This window comes from Mesorhizobium sp. B2-1-8 (genome assembly GCF_006442545.2).
GTDB lineage: Bacteria > Pseudomonadota > Alphaproteobacteria > Rhizobiales > Rhizobiaceae > Mesorhizobium.
The window spans coordinates 417136-438642 of record NZ_CP083953.1; the positions used below are offsets into that span (position 1 = coordinate 417136).

Below are 21507 nucleotides of genomic sequence, written 5' to 3' on the forward strand. Positions count from 1 at the left end.
TTCAATCATCGCGCCGCCCGCCTCTCCGGCTCGTGGTGATGTTGAGGATCCAGTCGGCGACCAGGTTGACCGAAATGGCCAGCAGCGCGATGGCCGTCGCTGGTATCATAGCTGCCGGCACGCCAAACACGATACCGTCCTTATTATCGCCGACGATGCTGCCCCAGTCCGTTTGGGGAGGCTGAACACCAAGTCCGAGATACGACAGGGTCGACAGCAGGAGGACGGCGAATATGAACCGCATGCCCAGCTCTGCAATCAACGGAGGCAGCGAATTGGGAAGGACCTCCCGGAAAATGATCCAGAATATCCCCTCGCCGCGCAGCTTGGCGACTTCGACGAAGTCCATTGCATTGAGATCGGCCGCCACGGCACGGCTAAGGCGGAAGACGCGCGTGGAGTCGAGGATGCCCATCACCAATATGATTGTCGTAATGCTCCCCGGCAAAACCGACAGCACGACCAGCGCGAAAATCAATGTCGGGATGGACATCACGACATCGACGAAGCGGGAAACGAGCATGTCGAACCAGCCGCCGACCACAGCAGCCAGAAAGCCTAATATCGAGCCGAGCGCGAATGACAATCCAGTCGCCACGGCGGCGATGAGGAGCGTTGTCCGCGTGCCGTAGATCATGCGTGAGAACAAATCACGCCCCAGGCTGTCCGTACCCAGCCAGAACCTTGAGGATGAAGGTTCCCAGACACCCCCGACCGCCTCTCCGATTCCGTAGGGAGCGAAAAGCGGACCGAATATCGCGATGATGATGAAGATCACCACAATTATCGCGCCGATCTTCGGTACCGTCGGAATGTTTTTCAGGCTATACATTGCGACGTCTCATCTCGGGTATCTCAGACGCGGGTTGGTGACAATCGCGATCAAGTCGGCAACCGTATTGAGGCCGATATATACGGACGCAAATATCAAACCCGCTGCCTGGACGACCGGCACATCGCGCTTCGATACATGGTCGACCAAATATTGTCCCATGCCGGGATAGCCGAATATTATCTCGACGACGACCACCCCAACGACGAGGTAGGCCAGTTCAAGCACGATCACGGTCGTGATCGGGGCTATTGCATTCGGCAGGGCGTGCTTGCGGATGATTTCGATCGGCCGAAGCCCTTTAAGCTTGGCCGTCTCGATGAAGGGCGATTGCATGACGCTGAGGACCGCCGCCCGGGTCATCCGCATCATGTGTGTGAGCACGATCAGCGCCAGAACGGTGCCGGGCAGGGCGACCGCCTGGATTCGATCCATTACGGGCATTCCGTCGTACACGGCCGCGAGGGCGGGAAATATTTGCCACTTAACCGCAAAGAAATAGACGGCGACATAGCCGAGGAAGAACTCGGGCAATGAGTTCGACGCAAGAGCGACCGTGGAGATGAAGCGGTCCACAAGGCCGTCCCGATAACGTACGGAAATCAGTCCAAGCACGACTGACAGCGGCACCGCGATGGCAGCGGCCCATGCCGCCAGAACCAGCGTATTGAAGAGCCGGCCGCTGATGGCTGGCCCAATGTCGCGGCCGCTGATCAGCTCCTTTCCAAGATCGCCCTGCAGCATCCCCGACAGCCAGGACAGGTAACGGAGATGCGCCGGCTGATCGAGGCCCAATTCCAGTCGCAGGCTGGCGAGGGTTTCGGGCGTCGCCTCCTTGCCGAGGATTTGTTGTGCGACGTCGCCGGGCAGGAGTTCGGTGCCGGCAAAGAGGAGGATCGAAACCGCGAACAATAGGATGAGGCCCAACGCTATGCGCTGGACAACAAGCCTCAAAATTGTCGCTGACATTAGAAGCCTATCGAAACGGGTTGGATCCACTGCGTGGTCGTGGCGGAGAGGGCGGCGGGCCAAGCCGCCACCCTCTCTGTAAGAACCAGGTGTTTCAGGCTGTCAACCAGCACTTCGCCAAGCCGTAGCCATTCATCAACTGCTGATGCGGATCGTCGATCCACCCGCCGACATTGGGACCCGTGCCATCGAGCACGTGCATGAAGGCTGGCATGATTATGCCTCCTTCGTCACGCAGGATCACAGCCATGTCATAATACATCTGCTTGCGCTTGGCTTGGTCGAATTCACCGCGTGCTGCGACGAGCAGGCTGTCGAACTTCTCATTGCGGAAGTTGCTGAAGTTCCAGGCGGCGGTTGACGTGTAGGCGACCGAGTACATGAGATCCTGCGTCGAGCGTCCGCCCCAATTGTCGGCAAAGAACGGCTGCTTCCCAACCACCTCGGCGAAGTAGCTGTCGGCCGGCTCCCGCTTGACCTCGATATTGATGCCGGCCTTGGCTGCGCTGTACTGGAACAGCTGACCGGCATCAACCGCGCCCGTGAAAGCGACGTCCGAAACCCTGAACACAAGCGGCCCTTCGTGGCCGGATTTCTTGTAGTAGAATTTCGCCTGGTCAGGATCATACTTCCGCTGTTCGATCTCGGTGAACAGGGGATAGGAGGCGTTGATCGGGAAGTCGTTGCCAAGCGAACCGTGCCCAAGCAGAACCTTCTCTAAGATCGCCTCACGGTCGATCGCCAACTTCAGCGCCATACGCAGATCCCTGCTGTCGAAGGGCGCCTTGTCGCAGGCCATGTCGAAAACGAAATGCGTCGGACCGGCAGTCTCGCGGACAGTGATCCCCGGCACCTGCTTGATGCGATCAACGATCTTCGGGTCGATGCCGTTGACCATATGGACCTGGCCGCTCTGCAGCGCGGCCATACGGGGCGTGGTATCGCCAATGGCCAGAATCTCGATCTGGTCGGCGAACCCCATCTTGTCGGGCTGCCAATAGTTGGCGAAGCGTTCACCGCCGAAACGCACTCCCGGTTCATTGACGGTGACCTTGTAGGGCCCTGCTCCGATACCAGCATTCGGGTCATCCTTCCCGCCATTCGGCTGCACGACCAGATGATAGTCCGCGAGGAGATAAGGCAGGTCCGCGTTCGGCTCCTTGAGCGTGATCACAACTTCCTTGCCGTCGACCTTTACGGTTTCGACACCCTTTAGATAGCTGAACGCAGCCGACTTCGAGCTGGGATTCATATGGCGCTCAAGGGTGGCGGCAACATCCTCGGCGGTCACGGTCTTGCCGTTGTGGAACTCGATACCGTCGCGGATCTTGAGCGTCCAGGTCTTGGCGTCCTTGGAAGCGTTGGCCTCCTCCGCGATCCTATATTCAATCCCGCCGTCCGGGGCATATTCAACGATTACCTCGCCCCAGGACTTCAGAAAGGTGAGTTGCGTCATCACTTGGGCAAGAGCAGGATCAAGACTGGGGTCCTTTCCGATCAGTCCGGCCTTGAGGATGCCTCCCCGAACCGGACCTGCGGCTTTGACTGCGTTTGTCAGTAGCAAACTGGCAAAGCTTGCAGTGGCGCCCAGGGCGAGGGCCCGGCCTAAGAAATTTCTTCGGCTCAGTTTGCCCGCAGCAACGCTACGGCTAAGGTATTCCAACTCAGTCGGCATTTTCGATTTCTCCTCTTTCGGTCTCCCAGATGGCAGGCGCGTTCGGCCGCCGAAGCGGCAGCGTGCTCTTTTACGATATAAATACCCCATTCGAAGCCTTATATCAATCACTATCGCTCATAGTTGTGCGCTTTTTAATCTTTACTGTGAAATGCGCGGAGGCGGGGGACCATGCCGAGGCGAACCTGACTCGAGTTGGGGCCCGAGTCGGTTGAATGCCGTCCTTGTTCGGTCGGGAGAGTCGCTCCGCTCCGAACACGCCCGCGCTCCCGGTATCCAGCGCGTGGCTGCTCGTTCGAAGAATGTGCGTCGCGGGCAATCTTGTTGCCTTGTCTGCCACCACGGCTTCTGCCGTGAGCGATTCTTGTGCAGGATGCGGCTGCGTCCAGTTGTCGATTCTGTCGCATGCCGCCTCAGCCGAATTTCAATTCGCCTCAAAGCATGCCGGACGGAACAGTCACTTGCTCTGGCTATAAGAATCTGGGATTATGATCGATAGTGATTGTCGATCAGAGTATGTTGAGCTATATTGAGCTATGGGAAAATCGAATCGAGCACCTGGCGTTCGCCGCGCAGAGATAAAGCGGATCCTGCGCACAAGGCAAGCAGCGACCGTCGAGGAGTTGTGCAGCCTTCTCGGCGCATCGCCAGCGACGATTCGGCGCGACCTGATAGCGCTTGAAAAGAGTGACGGGTTGGAGCGGAGCCGCGGCGGCGCGGCGGTGCCCAGCCTGAGGGAAGCTGAGCAGAATTTTGCTCGGCGGGAGGCCAAAGACACGGAAGAGAAGATTTCAATAGCAGAAGCGGTGGTCTCCCGGCTTACACCCGGCAGCGCGTTGTTTTTGAACGACGGTTCAACCGTGATGGCTGTCGCGAAAGTCATCGTGGAACGCAATATCGAGTTTTTCGTCGCTACGCCTGCAATCAATGTAGCGTCTACACTCACGGCAAGCCCAAAGATAACCGCGTGTCTGCTCGGAGGATTCGTCCGAGCGGCCTCGCTCGCGACTTCCGGGCCGTTTGCGGAAACGATGGTCTCCCAAATCAACGCAGATATCGCCATCATTTCCCCAGACGGATTGCACCCGGAGCAGGGGCTGACCTTCGCCAATGCTCATGACGCATCGCTGGCACGCCGAATGGCGGATCAGTCCCGGCATGTGATGGTTGTTGCAACCCGATCGAAGCTTATGTCCATTTCACGTGTTAGCGGCCTCCCCATCAACAGGGTGCATGAACTGGTCGTTGGCTGCCCGCTTGCCGACGTGCCGCTGCCAATAAGCCAGGAGATACGTGACATCGTGTCCGCGGTTGAGGCCCAGTAGTGCATTATCTGGCCAGAAATCCTGCATCGCCCTTTAGCCGCCCGGCCCCCTGATCTCTGTTCCTCCGCTGCCGCCTCAAGCAGCGCGAGACCCCACGTTCGGATTGACAAGACGTATGACACCACCCGAGGCTTTGCTGATCAACCTTCCCATATGGAAAACCACGCCTGAGCTCCGGCGTATCGAAGAAGGCCGCACCAATTCCAACTTCTTTGTTCGTGATGGTGACGCAAGCTATTTCGGGAGGGTTGGGACCGACCTTCCGCACCACGGCATTTCCCGAAGCAATGAAACGCTTTGCGTCCGACTGGCCGCTAAGCGCGATGTAAGCCCCCGCGTCCACTTCGCCGGCGAGGGGGTGCTGATTACCGAGTTCGTCGTCGGCGAAACGCTGTCTCCCGGTGCCATGCACAATGCGGCGACGCTGCGACAGACGGCAGATGTATTGCGGCGTCTCCATGCCGAGCCGGCTAACGATAGACGGCTGTTGCCGCGGTGCGGCGTCGCCATGTCGCTCGCCTATCTGAAGGGCATTCCGGATGCCGATCTGCCGGTGCCGCGCGACAGGATCATTTCGCGTATAGGCTCACCAAGCAGTGGCGGGGACCGACTGGTGCATTGCGACATAATCCCGGAGAACCTCATACGCGTGAATGACCGGTTGCTCCTCATCGATTGGGAATATGGGGGCGTGGGCATTCCGGAGATCGATCTTGCTTCCGTGATAGCAAACGCGGACCTGAATCGAGAGGAGGCTGCCGAGCTACTGTCTGCCTATGGCCCTCATGACAAGGAGAAGGTGGAGCAGCAGCGGATTGCGCTCGTGGTTCGGGAAGCACTCTGGTGTCTGACGCAAATTCGCCATAGCGGGCCTAAAGGTGACCTGGTGGCCTACACGCAGCTTTGCGTTGAACGAATGCTGAGCGAATTCTGATGAGCTCCGCGTTTGACATCGCGATCATAGGCGCCGGTGTGGTGGGGACTGCCATAGCACGCGATTTCTCGCGCTATCCGTTAAAAGTCGCGCTGCTGGAGGCCAACCCGGATTTCGGAGACGAGTCCAGCAAGGGCAACTCGGCTCTGATGACCCAGGGACACGATACGCCCGCTGGCACCTTGGAGCGCCAGCTCGTCATTCGAGGCTATCAACGGTATCTGGCAGAAGCGCCCGGGTTAGGGCTTCCAATGCGCAAGACCGGCGCTCTCATGCTGGCTTGGACAGCTGAGCAGCGAGCGATGGTAGAGCACTTCGTGCGCGAGGCGAACGATGATGGTTTTCACAACATCCATCTGATCGAGGGCGAGGAGGTCCTGCGCCGCTGGCCCCAGTTCCGGCCAGGCGTGTTGTGCGCGCAGTGGATGCCGGACGAGATCATCGCAGATCCGTTTTCCACCCCTTATGCCTATGTTCTCGATGCCGTGTCCAACGGAGTCGAATTCTTGCGCCCCTGGCGCGTCACACGCGCCGACCGTAGCTCGAATGGCTGGCAGCTCTGGAATGATCGGGGCGACTCCATCACGGCCGGCCTTGTCGTCAACGCGGGCGGCTTGCGCGGCGATATCGTTGATGGACTGGCCGGATATCACGACTTTTGCGTGCGGCCTCGCCGCGGTCAGTACATGCTTCTCGACAAGCCGGCCCGGGCTATTCACGACGTTATCGCCTATCCGACACCGACGCCCACGTCGCGCGGTATCCTCATCGCACCCACTATATTCGGGAACGTGCTTGTAGGGCCAACGGCGGAGGATGTCACTGATCGTGATGACCGCGCCGTGACAAAAGAGGGTTTGGCGGCTCTGCGCCAGGCGATCGATCAGATGGTGCCCGCGCTGAGAACTGTGTCGGTGAACACGATCTATGCCGGGATGCGTCCGGCGACAAACCATAGCGAGTATCAGATTAGGCCGCGCTTTGCGGAAAGTTGGCTGACTGTTGCCGGCATCCGTTCGACCGGTTTCTCCGGCGCGCTCGGTATCGCGGAGTACGTCACATCGCTCGTTTTTCCAGCCGTCTTCGATTGCGAGCGGACGAAAGCCGTGCGCGGAGTCAGAGTATCTGACCTCTCGGAAACCAGCGTCCGGCCTTGGGCCGATCCCAGCCGCATCGCCGCGGATTCCTCCTATGCCGAGATCATCTGCCATTGCGAGCGGATCAGCGTCGGGGAAGTCCGTGACGCGTTGAACTCCCCGATACCGCCGGCCTCGATCAAGGGATTGAAACGGCGCACGCGCGTGATGTTCGGCCGCTGCCAGGGCTTCTATTGCGGAGCCCGAGTGCAGGCCATGTTCATGGAAGCTCAAAGGAAGCAAAAGAGTGATGCGTGATCCAGCAGTAATTGTCGTCGGTGCCGGTCCCGCAGGACTTGCCGCAGCTACCGAAATGGCGCGCCGGGGAGTTCGGGATATTCTCGTCATCGACCGCGATGACGCACCCGGTGGCCTGCCCCGATTCTGCTCCCATCCAGGATTCGGACTAGGTTATCTCACGGTCCCTCGTTCCGGCCCCGGTTTCGTCAGAAGTCTGCTTCGGCCGCTCGAGTCCTCTCAGGTGCGCATCCTGTGCGGCACGACCCTGATTAGTCTGGACGAAGGACCCGTCGCAACCCTCACGGGTCCCGAACTCGGCTACCGTACACTTCGTCCGCGCGCGATCATTCTTGCTACCGGTATCCGTGAAGCCAACCGCGGCAACCGTCTCGTTCCTGGCGATCGGCCGGCCGTCGGAGTGCTTACGACAGGGTTGCTGCAACAGATGGTGGCTCGGAATGTGCCCTTCCCGGCGGACATGAAATCGCTCGTCGTGGTGGGAACAGAGCACGTCTCCTTCTCCGCGGTGTTAACGGCGCGCCACGCAAGACTGAAAGTTCGTGCGATGATCGAAGAGGAGCCGAGGATCTCCTCTTATTCTCCCTTGGCCTGGCTCGCGCGTGTCGCCGGTATCGACATTCGCCTCAAGACCCGCGTCGCCGCGATCAAGGCGAAGGACAATCGCGTCTCGGGTGTCGAAGTCGAGCGCAACGGCGTGATCGTAATCATTCCTTGTGACGGAGTTGTGTTCACCGCCGGGTGGATCCCGGAAGTCTCGGCCCTTCTGAACGGACCTTTGGACATCGATGCGGCAACCGGCGGCCTGGCTGTCGATGACCAGAACGCGACCAGTCTTGCGGGGGTCTATTCGGCTGGCAACGTGCTTCATCCGCTGAAGGCCAGCGGGACTTGTGCCAGACAGGGCAGGCAGGTTGGAACGGTCGTCGCCGGCTATTTGTCGACCGCGCGGGGATGTAGCAACCGTTCGATCGGGTCGAGCCGGAAGGAGCGTGTCATGTGGCGATAGCGATCATTAATGATCACATTTATGCCGTATACGCGCATTATAGACCTTTGTAATGGACACTTGCATTGACGCCGTTTGGACCATCAGTTACCGTGCAGCCGGATGGTTCAGGTTGAACCGATGGTCACGCGTTCGGGTGAATGGTTGGGAAAGCTGCGCGTCCCATCGGCGTGGCGCAGGTTTCGGATTATTGCGCAAGGGCTTGCTTCGCGGTCACCCGCATTGCGCCGCCTTTGCAGGCCGCGTCTCAGCGGCAGCCATTTCAGAACAGGGGTCAGCCGCCGGAGAGTTGGAATGAAGTTGTTGCGCTATGGTCCTGCTGGCTCCGAAACGCCGGGAATTGTCGATCAGCAGGGCTCCATCCGGTCGCTGTCTTCGGTCGTTTCCGATATCGACAGCGACATGCTGGCCGGCGGCGGCATAGACCTTCTCCGGAACATCGATACCTCCGGCCTGCCGCTGGTCGCGCCTGGTCGTATCGGGGCATGCGTCGGCAACGTCGGCAAGTTCATCTGTATAGGCCTCAACTATACGGATCATGCTGCGGAGGCGAATCTCGCGCTCCCGACCGAGCCGATCATCTTCCAGAAGGCCGTCAGCGCCATTTGCGGCCCCAATGACGACATCGAGATTCCCCGCGGCGCTTCTCGAGTGGACTGGGAAGTCGAACTCGGGATCGTCATCGGGAAAGAAGCGAAATATGTCACTGAGGCGAAGGCTCTCGACCATGTCGCCGGCTATTGCGTGCTCAACGACCTTTCCGAGCGTGAGTTTCAGATGCATCGCCAGGGACAGTGGACCAAGGGCAAGAGTCACGACACCTTCGGGCCCATCGGCCCCTGGCTTGTAACGGCGGACGAGGCCGTCGGAATTGAAGACCGCGGCATCTGGCTATCCGTGAACGGCGCTCCCAAGCAGCACAGCTCGACGGGCAAGATGGTGTTCAAGCCCGCCTTTCTGATCAGTTACGTCACCCAATTCATGACGCTCAAGCCCGGAGACATCCTCGCCACGGGAACGCCTGCGGGCGTGGGCTTGGGCATGAACCCTCCACAATATCTGCAGGAAGGCGACGTGGTTACCCTGGGCGTCGAAGGACTGGGTGAGCAGCGCCAGCTCTGCAGACGCGTGCAATAGCCATCATTGCTTCGATTGATGCAGACAACTCGTCTGCGCAAGCACCCAAAGGCCGGAAAATGGACAAGTATCCAACCTATATAGCACCCAAGACACTGACAATTGCGCATGATCACACCACAGAGGGGTGTATCGGCACCTTCCGTAACGCGGAATACGAAGGCACGGACGCATATGGCATTATGATCAACACACTTGATCTCGCCGAGCGCTCGGAAGAGAAGCTTCGCGCCCTGTTCAACTACGCTGGCGACAAGCCGGTCCTTGCAATGAACTACAGGGATCAGCGGCCCGATCTCCCGCCGATCACGGACGAGGAGATCGTCGAAAGCCTTATCGCATCGGTGCGTGCCGGGGCGGATATGGTGGACCTTATGGGGGACCTCTACGACCCGTCCCCCATTGAACTCACGAGCGATGTGGCGGCGCTTGCCAAGCAGAAGGCGCTGGTCGAACGCATCCACGGCATGGGCGCGAAGGTCCTCGCATCCTCTCACACGTGGAAATTCATGACCACCGAAGAGACCATCGAGCACTTCCGCGCGCTGCAGTCGATCGGTGCCGACATGGTCAAGATTGCCATGTGCGCCAACAGTGAAGAAGAGGCGGACAGCGTCTTCCACACGACGATCTCTCTGCGCAGTGCTTTGAATATACCGTACATCTACATCTGCATGGGGCAATACGGCAAACGGCATCGCATGATGGCGCCGATGCTCGGCGCGGAATATGCGCTGTGCGTTCAGCAGTTCACGGCGGGCAGCCACAGGGAGCAGGTTCTGCTCCGAAGCGCTCGCGCCGTTTATTCCAATGTCGACTGGACCATGGCGCGGGACCCCGCGACCTCGACCATCGCGCCTTTCTGAGCAAGCCGACGCTGGCGTGAGGGATAGGGAGTTGAGTTCTCATGGCCTTCGCATTGGCGGAGCCGGGCGGGCAAAACAATGATGTCGAGACGCTGCGATCCCGCCTTCGGGCAATCGTCGGCCCACGGCATGTGCTTGTCGCGCCCCGTAAGCAGCGCCCTTTCGTCCGTGGCTACCGGTATGGAGACGGCATCGTAAACGCGGTTGTGCGTCCAGGCTCGCTTTTGGAGCTCTGGCGTGTCTTTAAGCTCTGCGTCGAGTTCGACCAGATCATCATCATGCAGGCGGCCAATACCGGGCTGAACGGCGGGTCGACGCCTTTCGGCGAGGGGTATGACCGCGGTATTGTCTTGGTCAGCGGCATACGGATCGATCGGATCGACCTTCTCGGAGGATGCCGCCAGGCACTCTGCTTCCCGGGTTCACGGTTGCGATCGCTGGAACAACTGCTGGCCCCAGTGGGGCGGGAACCGCACTCCGTGCTCGGGTCGACGTCCATCGGTGCGACTGTCGTCGGGGGCATATCCAATAATTCCGGTGGCGCGTTGCTGCGTCGAGGTCCCGCCTATACCCAACTGGCCCTGTACGCCCGAATAAACGAGAAGGGTGAGGCGGAACTCGTAAACGAGCTCGGCATCCGGCTGGGCGACAGCGCTGAAGAAATTCTGGCGCGGCTCGACAACAAGGATTATTGCGACGACAATGTCATTTGGGACGATGGTCGGTTGGCATCGGATCCCGACTATGCGCGGATCGTCAGGGAAATAGACGAGGACACGCCGGCGAGGTTCAACAACGACCCACGCCTCCTCTTCGGAGCATCCGGTGCCGCAGGCAAGGTCTGCACCTTCGCCGTTCGGGTCGATACTTTCGAAAAGGCCACTGGCGATAGCGTTTTCTGCCTGGGCAGTGACGATTATTCCGTGCTGACGGACCTGCGGCGCTATCTTCTCACAACGTTTTCGCCGCTGCCCATTGCCTGCGAATATCTGAGCCGCGACGGCCATCATTTCGCGGCGAAGTACGGGAAGGATGTCTATGCCTACCTCAAATATGTCGGCGCCAAGCGGATTTCACTCGCGCTCGACGCAAAGCGCTGGTTCGACGGGATCACCGAAAAGATGGGAATCGGAACCGCTATCTCCGATCGCATTTTTCAGTTCTTGTCTGATATCGCTCCGCCTCATCTCCCCGCGCGTCTGGCAGAGCTGTGCGGCAGATATGAGTATCATCTCTTCCTGCGGATCGAAAAGAATGCGGCGGCCGAGCTTCGTGGGCATCTGGCCGGGCTTCGCGCCTCTTCACGTCTGGACTTCTTCGAATGCACACCGAACGAGGCTGCATCCGCTTTCCGGCATCGATATGTGCTGGGCGCGGCCGCGGTTCGCTATCGGGCCGTTCATGCAGACAGAGTCGAGAATCTTGTGGCCCTGGATGTTGCCTTCCCCAGGAACACCCAGGATTGGCGAGACAACATCCCTACAGCGCTTAAAAGGGATATCGTCGCGCGGTTCCCCTGCGGGCATTTCCTGTGCCACACATTCCACTACGACTACGCGGTCCGCACAGGTGCAGACTGGCTGGAGGTGGAGCGCGGCCTCGTCCGGCATTTCACCGAACGTGGCGCGGAAGTGCCGTCCGAGCACAATGTCGGGCACATGTACGTCGCGAAAGCCGCCTTGGTCCGGCACTACCTGAGCCTGGATCCGACCAATTCGATGAACCCGGGAATCGGCGGGGCAAGCAAGAAGCGAAACTGGGCGTAGGTGGGAGTTCCCTGTGCCGGAGCGGGCGTGCGTCCCCGCTCATCATTCTAGAACGATGCCATTGTCAGACAGCAGGTACCAAGGAGTGTCACAAATGAATTTCGCCAACAGAACCGCAGTCATCACCGGAGCATGCGGGGGCATCGGGAGGGCACTTTGCAGCCAGTTTGCAGCAGCGGGAGTTCGCGTGGCTGCCACCGACGTCAATTCGCAGGTTCTCGAGAAGGCACAATCTGAGTGGCGCAAGGGCGGCCTGGATATTCAGGGGTACGTTTTGGACGTCACATCTCGCGAGAGCGTCGAATCGGTCGTTGGCGCGATCGAACGTGACTTTGGAAAGATCGACATCCTCATCAACAACGCCGGCGCATGGGAACATCTGGATTCGCAGGGCCAGCATTTTCTGGAGACGATGCCGGAGGAACAGTGGTTACGAATCATCGAGATCAATCTCTACGGAACGATCCGCTGCATGCAGGCTGTTCTGGCAGGGATGGTAGCCCGGCGATACGGACGCATCCTCAACATCAGCTCGATAGCGGGTCTGGTCGGGCTACCCGGATATGCGGACTATTCGGCGGCAAAGGCCGCGATCACCATGCTCACTAAGACGGTCAGTATGGAAAATGCCAAGCGTGGCATTACGGCCAACTGCGTCTCCCCCGGTATGATTGCGAGCGGTCCGGTCGCTCCCAACGATGGCACATGGCTTGGTCGTGATGGAGCGCCTGATGAAGTTGCGCGCGCTGTCCTGTTCCTGGCTGCAGATGAGTCAAGCTACATAACGGGAGTTGATTTCCCGGTAGATGGCGGGCGGGTCCTCGGTCCGCACGGAGCGACGATGTAAAGCGGCCGCTGTCGGACGGTCCCCCGTTTGGGCGAAACGCAAACCCAAGACGCCACTCCGTCGCAGTCGGACACGCACAGCACGTTCCACTGTTCGTATCCGATCACTAACGCGCGATATATTGATCGATAACAGAATGTGAGCTAGGCTGCCCAAGCTTTGATGAGAGAGGGACGATGGCAGGGTACAAGCGCCGCGTGGTTACGATCACGGGAGGAACGAGTGGCATCGGCCTGGCCATCGCGAAGCGCCACCTGTCCGCCGGAGACAGCGTGGTCATAGGCAGTCTGGACGTGACGGAGTTCACCCCGGGCAGTCTCCACCTCGCCCCGAATCGGGCACGCTTTCTTCGTGTCGACGTCGGCCGCGCCGAGGACGTGGAAGCCTTGGTAAGTTACACGCTCGCGGAATTTGGTCGGCTTGACGTCATGGTCAACAATGCCGGGATAGGCGATGGCGGACTGCTGGTTCGCGATTTCGACCACGAACGCATGCGGCGGGTGAACGCTGTGCTGTTCGAGGGCGTCGCGCTCGGTATGAAGCACGCCGCGCGCGTGATGGTTCCCCAGGGCTCTGGATCCATCATCAACATTTCCAGCATAGCCGGGATAGCGACCCACATTAATTCCGACCACATCTACAGCGCGGCGAAAGCAGCCGTCGTGCATCTGACAAAGACGGCCTCGCTCGAGCTGGCCGCAGCAAACGTGCGTGTCAACTGCATCTGCCCCGGATACATCGCGACACCTCTCTTCGGACGGGATTTGGGGCTGACAGGCGAGGCGCTTGAGGGATCGGTCGAGGTCGCGCTCGAGGTGTTCTCCGACATGCAGCCCCTGCGTCGCGCAGGACGGCCGGAGGACATAGCTGCGGCATGTTTCTGGCTCTCGTCGGGCGAGGCGAGTTTTGTGACCGGCCATGCCCTGGTGGTCGACGGAGGCGCAAGTGTGGGAAACTGGGAACCCGAACGCGGGCGCGGTCACGCGATCGATCTTGCGATGGAGAAGATCAACAAGAACAAGCGGGAAGGCAGCGCCGGCATTGATGCGAAAATGCGCAGCTAGAGCATTTGGCACGGGGTGGAATCACCTGCTGTCGCACATCCTTCCTGGAGATAAGCTGGAGGAAAAATGGCCGAAGGTCGCGTAAGCCTTGAAGGAAAGGTCGCATTGATCACCGGTGCGGTGGGTGCAATCGGCACTGCGTCCGCCAGGCTTCTTGCAAAAAGGGGCGCGCGTATCGTCGCGGTAGATCGCCCCGGCACCGATTTTTCTTTGTTCAGATCCGCCCTGGCAGGCGCGAGCATCGTCACGTTCGAGGCGGATGTGACGGTGGAGGAGCAGGTGGCGGCCTACGTCGCATACGCGATCGGGTCTTTCGGCGGCCGCATCGACATCTTCTTCAACAATGCTGGCATAGAGGGCCCGGTGAAACCGATCCATGAACTGTCGCTGGCGGAACTCCGACGGGTGATGTCCGTCAATGTCGAAGGCGTGTTCCTGGGCCTCAGACACGTGATGCCGGTCATGATCGCTCAGCGCTCCGGGAGCATCATAAACTCGTCGAGCGCGGTCGGACTCGCAGGAGCGCCGGACATCTCGGCCTATGTGGCCAGCAAACACGCAGTTCTCGGGCTCACGCGCAGTGCCGCTCTTGAGGTCGCCGGCAAGGGCGTGCGCGTCAACTGCATCAACCCGGGGCCAATCCGCAGCAGAATGATCGACTCACTCGATGGCAGCTACGGGACCGACGAGGCGCAAGGCGCTGCCAACATTCCCCTCGGTCGCTACGGTTTGCCTGACGAAGTGGCAGGGATCGTGGGCTTTCTGGCATCTGACGAAGCCAGCTACGTCACCGGATCGCATCACCTCATAGATGGCGGACGCCACGCGCGAATCTAGAATCTCGTCCCTGTGGATCCAGAATGAGACTTAAGCTCCCCAGCGGCACTATCAAGGAACGGTTCAATGGCATTGGCAGGCGACGGTCTTCTGGGGCTTTGGTTTGATATTGCTCCCGATCGGCTTGACGACTTCTATGAGTGGCACAATCGCGAGCACATTCCTGAACGTCTGGGAAACGCAGGCTTTCTGTCCGGTCGCCGCTTCAAGGCTCTGCGTGCCGAACGTCAATTCATGGTTCTCTACGAAACGCGCAGCCCAGATACCGTTTCAGGCCCGGAGTACATGAACTGCATCCGCTTCGAAAGCGAATGGTCCCTGCGCCACGATCTCATCAACAATAGCCGAGCAATCTTTCGAGTGCTCTGTGCCTATGGGCATGGCCAGGGCGGCTCAGCCCTGTCGATACGATTCACGGTGGAGACCGGACGGGAAGCAGAAATGCGGCGCCTGCTGGCGCACGGGATTCTTCCAGCCTTGGCCGATGTGCCCGGAATTGCAAGCGCGCGCCTTCTGCGTATCGACCAGCGCGCAATGCACGCGTCTGCCAATCAGGGCATCCAGTTCAAAGTTGAACCCGGCCAGGAAATTGGACCTGACTGGTTGATCGTCATGGAAGGCAACCAAGACCCGGAGCCGCTGGACAGCGTGGGCGCCGCGGAAATCAGCGACGAACTGCTTGCTTCAGCAGGAGCCGAAGGCCGCGCTCGTAGGGGCCTTTACTCATTCCAATACGGACTGACGCGCCATGGTTGAGCGCTCGAGGCCGACAATCGATCCTCTGGCGTGGAAGTGACAAAGACATGCCCGACCGCGACACAGCCGACATGCTCGCCGTTGAGATTTCGCAATCCGGCCCGCCTGAAGTGTTGAAACCTGTGCGACGCCCCCGGCCCCACCCGGGCGCAGGCGAAGTGCTCATCCGCGTCGCAGCAGCTGGTGTAAATCGACCTGACGTCCTCCAGCGAAAGGGGTTGTATCCACCTCCCGACGGAGCATCCGATTTGCCTGGTCTCGAGGTTTCAGGCGAGATAGTTGCCGTGTCGCCGGGCGTCGAGTGGCCGCGCGTGGGGAATGCGGTCTGCGCCCTCGTCAACGGAGGCGGCTACGCGGAGTACGTCTCCGCCCCGGCCGTCCAGTGTTTGCCAGTTCCAGCGGGTCTCTCGCTGGTCGAAGCGGCAGCCCTTCCAGAGACATGCTTTACGGTTTGGGCCAACGTGTTCCAGCAGTGCGCCCTGCAGCCGAAAGAAGTGTTCCTGGTGCATGGCGGCGCAAGCGGTATCGGTACGACCGCGATCCAGATTTGCACTGCGATGGGTGCCCGAGTGTTCGCTACGGCTTCGACGGATGAAAAGTGCGCGACCTGTGTTTCCCTTGGTGCAGAATACGCAATCAACTATAACAAAGCTGACTTTGTTGAAGAGATTCTGTCACGCACGTGCGGAGCTGATGTGATCCTGGATATGGTCGGCGGCGATTACACCGCTCGGAACCTGAAGCTTCTCCGAAGAAAAGGCCGGATGTCCCAGATATATTTTCTTAGAGGTAGCCGAGTTCAAATAGATCTTACGGACATATTGTCGAAGCAACTGGTTGTGACTGGCGGAACTCTGCGTGTGCGCAGCAGAGAGGACAAGCGAGTCCTCGCAACCGCTCTGAAAGAGAACGTCTGGCCGATCATAGAGCGTGGGGATTTCAAGCCTCTCATTCACGAAGTATTTCCTCTTGCCCAAGCTAGCGATGCACACCGATTTATGGAATCGGACAAGCATATTGGCAAGATTGTACTCAACGCTGGTTGATATCCGCGTGTGTCCTATGCGGTCAAGGGATGAACAATGCCAAATGATGAGTTGCTGACTTGCCAACCGCATTGATCACGGGAGCTTCTTCGGGGCTGGGGCAACACTTCGCAAGGTTGCTCGGGTCCAGAAGCTTCACTGTTGTGGTTGCGGCCCGGCGCACGGATGAACTGCACACCTTGGCTGCCGAGATCGAGGCTCGTGGAGGCGTCGCCCACCCTGTCTCGCTCGACGTAACGGATCCGCGGTCCGTCAACGCTGCCTTTTCGGTGATTGACGATTTGGGGTTGCACATCGATGTCGTCGTCAACAATGCGGGTCTTTCCGACATGAAGCCAGCGTTGGACGTGTCGGCCAACGAATGGGACGTGGTCATGGCCACCAATCTCAAGGGTGTGTTCCTGGTGGCCCAGGCAGCCGCCCGAAAAATGGAAGCGCACGGGAAAGGCGGTTCGATCATCAACATCGGCTCCATTCTCGGGCACCGCGTTGCAGGCTCTCTGGCGAGCTACGCCACGAGCAAAGCGGGCGTCGTGCACCTCACCGAGGCTCTCGCCCTCGAATGGGCACGCCACGGCATCCGGGTGAACTCCCTATGCCCCGGGTATATCGAAACCGATCTCAACCGAGCATTCTTCGCAAGCGAAGCCGGGCTGGCCCTCCTCAAGCGGATACCCCAGCGCCGCCTGGGGAAAATGGAAGATCTCGACGGAGCACTGCTTCTGCTGGCGACGGAGGCGGGCCGATACATCACAGGCTCATCGATCGTCGTCGACGGCGGCCATCTCGTCTCATCGCTTTAGGATTGGACATGGATTTCAAGATCAGCCCTCATATTGAAGACTTTCGGAGCCGCGTCGCGACTTTCATTAATCAACATGCTGTTCCACTCGAGGCTGATCGCGCCAGCTACGACGCGCACGACAACATCAGAATCGACGTTCTGGATCGCTTGCGTGTGAAAGCGCGCGCCGAAGGGCTCTGGTGCCTGCAGCTCAAGCCGGAGACCGGCGGGCAAGGTCTTGGAAAAGTCGGTATAGCAATCTGCTACGAAGCGATGAACAGGTCGATTTTCGGACCGGTGATCTTCAATTCGGCCGCGCCAGATGACGGCAACATGATGCTTCTGGAAGCGGTCGCAACCGATGCGCAGAAGGAGCGGTGGCTGAAGCCGATCGTCGAGGGACGTATCCGCTCGTCGTTCGCAATGACCGAGCCGATGCCTGGTGGCGCTTCCGATCCCGCGATGATTCGCACAACAGCGCAGAAACGGGGCGGCAAGTACACGATCACCGGCGGGAAATGGTTCATCACCGGGGCCGAGGAGGCGCAGCACTTCATTCTCATAGCTAAGACTTCGGACGATCCCCGTAAAGGCCTGACGGCTTTTCTGTTCGATCGGGATCAGCCGGGCTGGCGCATCGAACGTCGCATCCCGATCATGGGGCCTGAGGAACACGGTGGCCACTGCGAGCTCGTCTTCGACGCTCTGGAGGTTCCAGAGGAGAACATCTTGATGAAAGAGGGCGACGGGCTCAAGGCGGCCCAGATCAGGCTCGGGCCTGCACGGCTCACACACTGCATGCGATGGCTCGGGCTATCGAAGCGCTGTGTCGAGATCGCCCAGGCCTATGCAGCCTAACGGACAGGATTCGGTGTCCGCCTCGCGGATCGGGAATCAATCAAGATGATGATCGGCGATCTTGCCATGAAGATCGAGATCGGACGGATGCTGGTGATGAAGGCAGCATGGGCCCTCGATCAGGGTTCCTTCGCCCGCAAGGAAGTCTCCATGGCGAAGATCCACGTCGCCAATCTCCTTCACCAGGCCGCAGACGCGGCAATCCAGATCAACGGGGCCCGTGGCTACTCCAAGGACACCGTGCTTGAATGGATATACCGCTATGCGCGGCAGGCACGTCTCGTCGATGGCGCCGACGAAGTCCACAAGATGGTGCTGAACAACCACTTCGTCGCGGAGGGCAATAACTTCTGGAGCTGGCCCGTAGCCGGATAGGGAGAGCAGCATGCAGGTGGAGGAGTATCTGCGGCCACGTGTCGCCAATCACGTTCCGCTGACCCCGTTGGAGTTCTTCAGGCGCGCTGTCGAAGTCTTCCCGGCGCGACCTGCCATTGCCTGGAACGGGCGCCTGTGGACATATCGCGAGTTCGACCGGATCGTGGCACGTCTGGCAGTGTTCCTTCTGGAAAAAGGTGCCCAGCCGGGCGAAGTCATATCTGTCAGGGCGTCGAACCGGCCCGAGATGCTGGCTGCGCACTATGCAGTCCCGATGATCGGTGCGGTGTTGAACACGATTAACACCCGTCTCGATGTCGAGACGGTCGGGTATATCCTGAAGCATTCGCAATGCCGGCTCATGATATCCGAGCAGGCGTTTTGGAAGGTCGCCCAGGCCGCCGCGACCTCGGCTTCCGTCGAGTTGCACTGGCTGGCCGATTGCCTTGAAAACTTGGCCGAAGGGCTCGACGTCCTCACTGATGGGGGCAACCCGCACGAGCTTCCTGTCGGTGCCGTATTCGATGAATGGCAGCCGCTTTGCCTCAACTACACCTCGGGAACCACGGGCAAGCCCAAGGGCGTCGTCTATCACCACCGCGGGGCGTACCTGAATGCCATCGGCAACGTGCTCGCGCTTGGTCTCACTCCGAGATCCGTTTATCTCTGGACCCTGCCCATGTTCCATTGCAACGGCTGGTGCCACACCTGGGCCGTCACCGCGGCGGGTGGGCTACATGTCTGTCTCGATCGACCGGAACCGGCCCTGATCTTCCCGGCGATCGCCGAGCACAAGGTCACGCATCTCTCCTGCGCGCCCGTTGTCCTCTACATGATGCTGAACCATCCGGCCCGTGAAATGCGGCTGGCGGGAGACAGGGTAATGGTCGCGACCGGAGGCGCGGCGCCGACGAGCGCTCTCATCGCCGAACTCGACGCGCTCGGTTTTGACCTCACGCATTTGTATGGCCTTACCGAATCCTACGGGCCGGAAACGCTGCGTCAGCTGGACGAATACGAAACAGGATTGTCTGCGGTGCGGAAGGCCGTCGAACTTGCGAAACAGGGAGTTCGCCATATCACTGCGAACCGCATCAAGGTGATCGACGAGCAGGGTCGCGAAGTGCCAGCCGATAGCATCACCATGGGAGAGATCGCGCTCGCCGGCAACACGATGATGGCAGGGTACTACCGGGATGCGGCCGCGACGGAGAAGGCGTTCGAGGGCGGGGTGTTCCGAACGGGAGACCTCGCCGTTTGCCATCCCGATGGCAACATCGAGATTCGGGATCGTTCCAAGGACATCATCATCTCCGGCGGTGAGAACATCTCCAGCCTTGAGGTCGAAGGCGTCCTCCATCGCCATCCCGCTGTGCTGTTGGCTGCGGTCGTGGCCGCGCCACACGAAAAATGGGGCGAGACACCGGTCGCGTTCATCGAAGTACGCGACGGGTTGATGGTCACGGTCGAGGAACTGCGAGCCTTCTGCAAACATGAACTGGCAGGCTTCAAGGTGCCGACGCTGTTCATGTTCAGCGAGCTTCCGAAGACCGCCACCGGCAAGATCCAGAAATTTCTCCTGCGCGAGGAGGCTCGCGCATTGGCAGACCGGGACGGAGTTTCATGACTGCCGAGTTCTCGGAAGCGCGGCTCGGCACGTTTCTGAACCAACAGTTCGGACGAGGAGAGCTTGTCATCGAGAGGATCGGCGGCGGCCAATCGAACCCGACCTTCTTGCTAGATCACGGCAGTCAACGCATGGTCCTGAGGAAACAGCCGGCGGGCGAGATCCTTCCGGGCGCGCATGCCATCGACCGGGAATTCACGGTGATGAAAGCTCTCGAGAATACGGAAGTTCCGGTGCCGAAAACCATCCTGTACTGCGACGATACATCGGTCGTCGGCACGCCGTTTTATCTGATGCAGCGTGTCGCCGGGCGCGTGTTTCACGACGCTTCGCTGGCTGACGTTTCGCCTGTTGACCGAAAGCCGCTCTACTTTGCGATGGCCGACGCGATGGCGAAGCTGCATGCAGTCGAGCCCGCGCGAATTGGCCTCTCAGGCTTCGGGAAACCGGGCAACTACTTCGCGCGCCAGATCGCGCGGTGGACGCGGCAGTACGCTGAGTCCCCGTCCGACAGGATCCCCGCGCTCGACCGAGTCATTGCATGGCTAAAAGCCAACCAGCTGGACGACGACGGTCGAGTTTCGATTGCCCACGGCGACTTCCGTCTTGGAAACATCCTCTTCCACCCGCAGCGGAATGAGGTCGTTGCGATCCTCGACTGGGAGCTTTCGACACTTGGGCACCCTCTGGCAGACCTTGCCTTCTGTTGCATGCCATGGCGTACGGCACCGGACGAGTATGGCGGCATACTTGGCGGGGACTGGCGGGCACTCGGTCTGCCCGACGAAGAGCAATTCGTGCGGGCCTACTACCGGAGTGCTGTTCCAACGGCCGAGCTGACGGCCTTCCACGGCGCCTTCGCGCTCTTCCGTTTCGCGGTCATATTCGTGGGAATTGCCGATCGTGCGCGAGCGGGGACCGCTTCAGATCACGACGCCACTTCTCTCGCTCCGCTGGCCGCCCATTTCGCTGCTAGGGCCGAATCCGTTATTCCGAGTTGAAATAGCGACGCCCCCAGGCAGTGGGCTAAGAGCAGTTCGCTCATACGTTGGGTGTGCGAAGTCCGCTCAAAGAACCCTTCACTTGTCGTCCGTGAAGAAAGCGACTTCCAAACATTGGTCGTGGGAAGGGTGGCGTTGGAGCCGGTTATGCCAGGTGATCTGCGGCGTCAGGCTAATCGCTGCCGGAGGGGGTGGCGTTGCTGTGGTTGCGAGCATCGCCGTGATGAAGGCGCACAAAAGCCCCAGCCAGTTGAGCAGAAGGCTGAAGTTACAGCCTACGGCGGCGAGCACGGCGTTGTTGGCGTCACCTTGGGCGAAGGCCAGGAAGTTGCGGCCCATGCGATGGTCGCTCTTGAGGTGACCGATGACGGTTTCGATGGCGGCCCGCCGCGCCCGCTTGACGGT

The 21507-nt window shown here is 59.8% G+C and carries 19 protein-coding genes and 1 pseudogene; 16 read left to right on the plus strand and 4 right to left on the minus strand.

Annotated features, from left to right (window positions below; all coding sequences use genetic code 11):
- Position 1 precedes the first annotated feature (1 nt).
- The 3 genes from FJ970_RS33185 to FJ970_RS33195 form a co-directional block, all read right to left on the minus strand.
- Positions 2–823, minus strand: coding sequence for an ABC transporter permease (locus FJ970_RS33185; protein ID WP_415752067.1), 822 nt, complete (start codon positions 821–823; stop codon positions 2–4).
- Between the two features lie 18 nt (positions 824–841).
- Positions 842–1801, minus strand: coding sequence for an ABC transporter permease (locus FJ970_RS33190; protein ID WP_140758428.1), 960 nt, complete (start codon positions 1799–1801; stop codon positions 842–844).
- A gap of 94 nt (positions 1802–1895) precedes the next feature.
- Positions 1896–3476 (minus strand): ABC transporter substrate-binding protein, encoded by a 1581-nt coding sequence (locus FJ970_RS33195; protein ID WP_140758427.1) that lies wholly within the window; start codon positions 3474–3476, stop codon positions 1896–1898.
- Between the two features lie 536 nt (positions 3477–4012).
- On the opposite strand from FJ970_RS33195, the gene FJ970_RS33200 reads away from it, so the two are divergent.
- The 16 genes and pseudogenes from FJ970_RS33200 to FJ970_RS33275 all read left to right on the plus strand — a co-directional run bounded on the left by FJ970_RS33200 (position 4013) and on the right by FJ970_RS33275 (position 21102).
- Entirely contained in the window at positions 4013–4801 is a 789-nt protein-coding gene (locus FJ970_RS33200) for a DeoR/GlpR family DNA-binding transcription regulator (RefSeq protein ID WP_140758426.1), read from the plus strand.
- A 115-nt stretch (positions 4802–4916) separates the two neighbouring features.
- Positions 4917–5735, plus strand: coding sequence for a choline/ethanolamine kinase family protein (locus FJ970_RS33205; RefSeq protein ID WP_140758425.1), 819 nt, complete (start codon positions 4917–4919; stop codon positions 5733–5735).
- The gene (locus FJ970_RS33210) at positions 5735–7129 is read left to right on the plus strand and encodes an NAD(P)/FAD-dependent oxidoreductase (RefSeq protein ID WP_140758424.1); all 1395 of its coding nucleotides are present in this window, start codon (positions 5735–5737) and stop codon (positions 7127–7129) included. Before FJ970_RS33205 ends, FJ970_RS33210 begins: the two co-directional genes overlap by 1 nt.
- Positions 7122–8138: an FAD/NAD(P)-binding oxidoreductase gene (locus FJ970_RS33215; RefSeq protein ID WP_140758423.1), complete on the plus strand. Its 1017-nt coding sequence runs from the start codon at positions 7122–7124 to the stop codon at positions 8136–8138. Before FJ970_RS33210 ends, FJ970_RS33215 begins: the two co-directional genes overlap by 8 nt.
- 294 nt (positions 8139–8432) lie before the next feature.
- The gene (locus tag FJ970_RS33220; protein WP_140758422.1) at positions 8433–9275 is read left to right on the plus strand and encodes a fumarylacetoacetate hydrolase family protein; all 843 of its coding nucleotides are present in this window, start codon (positions 8433–8435) and stop codon (positions 9273–9275) included.
- 59 nt (positions 9276–9334) lie between these two features.
- Positions 9335–10141, plus strand: a complete 807-nt coding sequence (locus tag FJ970_RS33225; protein WP_140758421.1) for a type I 3-dehydroquinate dehydratase — start codon at positions 9335–9337, stop codon at positions 10139–10141.
- A 41-nt stretch (positions 10142–10182) separates the two neighbouring features.
- Positions 10183–11907: a D-lactate dehydrogenase gene (dld, locus tag FJ970_RS33230; protein ID WP_140758420.1), complete on the plus strand. Its 1725-nt coding sequence runs from the start codon at positions 10183–10185 to the stop codon at positions 11905–11907.
- Between the two features lie 94 nt (positions 11908–12001).
- Positions 12002–12754, plus strand: coding sequence for an SDR family NAD(P)-dependent oxidoreductase (locus FJ970_RS33235; RefSeq protein WP_181178533.1), 753 nt, complete (start codon positions 12002–12004; stop codon positions 12752–12754).
- Positions 12755–12930: 176 nt separating this feature from the next.
- Entirely contained in the window at positions 12931–13818 is an 888-nt protein-coding gene (locus FJ970_RS33240) for an SDR family NAD(P)-dependent oxidoreductase (protein WP_140758418.1), read from the plus strand.
- Between the two features lie 66 nt (positions 13819–13884).
- Complete coding sequence (locus FJ970_RS33245) at positions 13885–14655, plus strand: SDR family NAD(P)-dependent oxidoreductase (RefSeq protein ID WP_140758417.1); 771 nt, start codon at positions 13885–13887, stop codon at positions 14653–14655.
- Positions 14656–14721: 66 nt separating this feature from the next.
- Positions 14722–15411 (plus strand): DUF4286 family protein, encoded by a 690-nt coding sequence (locus FJ970_RS33250; protein ID WP_140758416.1) that lies wholly within the window; start codon positions 14722–14724, stop codon positions 15409–15411.
- Positions 15412–15458: 47 nt separating this feature from the next.
- Positions 15459–16457 (plus strand): NAD(P)H-quinone oxidoreductase, encoded by a 999-nt coding sequence (locus tag FJ970_RS33255; protein ID WP_227792284.1) that lies wholly within the window; start codon positions 15459–15461, stop codon positions 16455–16457.
- Between the two features lie 59 nt (positions 16458–16516).
- Positions 16517–17260 carry an SDR family NAD(P)-dependent oxidoreductase gene (locus FJ970_RS33260; RefSeq protein WP_140758415.1) on the plus strand — a complete coding sequence of 248 codons (744 nt, stop codon included), beginning with the start codon at positions 16517–16519 and terminating at the stop codon, positions 17258–17260.
- Positions 17261–17268: 8 nt separating this feature from the next.
- Positions 17269–18474: pseudogene (locus FJ970_RS33265) on the plus strand (acyl-CoA dehydrogenase family protein).
- Positions 18475–18484: 10 nt separating this feature from the next.
- Positions 18485–20101 carry an AMP-binding protein gene (locus tag FJ970_RS33270; protein ID WP_140758414.1) on the plus strand — a complete coding sequence of 539 codons (1617 nt, stop codon included), beginning with the start codon at positions 18485–18487 and terminating at the stop codon, positions 20099–20101.
- Positions 20098–21102: a phosphotransferase family protein gene (locus tag FJ970_RS33275; RefSeq protein ID WP_140758413.1), complete on the plus strand. Its 1005-nt coding sequence runs from the start codon at positions 20098–20100 to the stop codon at positions 21100–21102. Before FJ970_RS33270 ends, FJ970_RS33275 begins: the two co-directional genes overlap by 4 nt.
- 78 nt (positions 21103–21180) lie before the next feature.
- Here FJ970_RS33275 and FJ970_RS33280 read toward each other — a convergent pair whose 3' ends face one another.
- Positions 21181–21441 (minus strand): hypothetical protein, encoded by a 261-nt coding sequence (locus FJ970_RS33280; protein WP_181178537.1) that lies wholly within the window; start codon positions 21439–21441, stop codon positions 21181–21183.
- Between the last annotated feature and the right edge of the window lie 66 nt (positions 21442–21507).

Bases quoted from the DNA above. Each gene is read 5' to 3' on its own strand.
- FJ970_RS33270 (WP_140758414.1), top strand. From the start codon at position 18,485: ATGCAGGTGGAGGAGTATCTGCGGCCACGTGTCGCCAATCACGTTCCG.
- FJ970_RS33275 (WP_140758413.1), top strand. From the start codon at position 20,098: ATGACTGCCGAGTTCTCGGAAGCGCGGCTCGGCACGTTTCTGAACCAA.
- FJ970_RS33240 (WP_140758418.1), top strand. From the start codon at position 12,931: ATGGCAGGGTACAAGCGCCGCGTGGTTACGATCACGGGAGGAACGAGT.
- FJ970_RS33190 (WP_140758428.1), bottom strand. From the start codon at position 1,801: ATGTCAGCGACAATTTTGAGGCTTGTTGTCCAGCGCATAGCGTTGGGC.
- FJ970_RS33245 (WP_140758417.1), top strand. From the start codon at position 13,885: ATGGCCGAAGGTCGCGTAAGCCTTGAAGGAAAGGTCGCATTGATCACC.
- FJ970_RS33220 (WP_140758422.1), top strand. From the start codon at position 8,433: ATGAAGTTGTTGCGCTATGGTCCTGCTGGCTCCGAAACGCCGGGAATT.
- FJ970_RS33225 (WP_140758421.1), top strand. From the start codon at position 9,335: ATGGACAAGTATCCAACCTATATAGCACCCAAGACACTGACAATTGCG.
- FJ970_RS33235 (WP_181178533.1), top strand. From the start codon at position 12,002: ATGAATTTCGCCAACAGAACCGCAGTCATCACCGGAGCATGCGGGGGC.
- FJ970_RS33215 (WP_140758423.1), top strand. From the start codon at position 7,122: ATGCGTGATCCAGCAGTAATTGTCGTCGGTGCCGGTCCCGCAGGACTT.
- dld (WP_140758420.1), top strand. From the start codon at position 10,183: ATGGCCTTCGCATTGGCGGAGCCGGGCGGGCAAAACAATGATGTCGAG.
- FJ970_RS33205 (WP_140758425.1), top strand. From the start codon at position 4,917: ATGACACCACCCGAGGCTTTGCTGATCAACCTTCCCATATGGAAAACC.
- FJ970_RS33255 (WP_227792284.1), top strand. From the start codon at position 15,459: ATGCCCGACCGCGACACAGCCGACATGCTCGCCGTTGAGATTTCGCAA.
- FJ970_RS33280 (WP_181178537.1), bottom strand. From the start codon at position 21,441: ATGGGCCGCAACTTCCTGGCCTTCGCCCAAGGTGACGCCAACAACGCC.
- FJ970_RS33195 (WP_140758427.1), bottom strand. From the start codon at position 3,476: ATGCCGACTGAGTTGGAATACCTTAGCCGTAGCGTTGCTGCGGGCAAA.
- FJ970_RS33250 (WP_140758416.1), top strand. From the start codon at position 14,722: ATGGCATTGGCAGGCGACGGTCTTCTGGGGCTTTGGTTTGATATTGCT.
- FJ970_RS33200 (WP_140758426.1), top strand. From the start codon at position 4,013: ATGGGAAAATCGAATCGAGCACCTGGCGTTCGCCGCGCAGAGATAAAG.
- FJ970_RS33210 (WP_140758424.1), top strand. From the start codon at position 5,735: ATGAGCTCCGCGTTTGACATCGCGATCATAGGCGCCGGTGTGGTGGGG.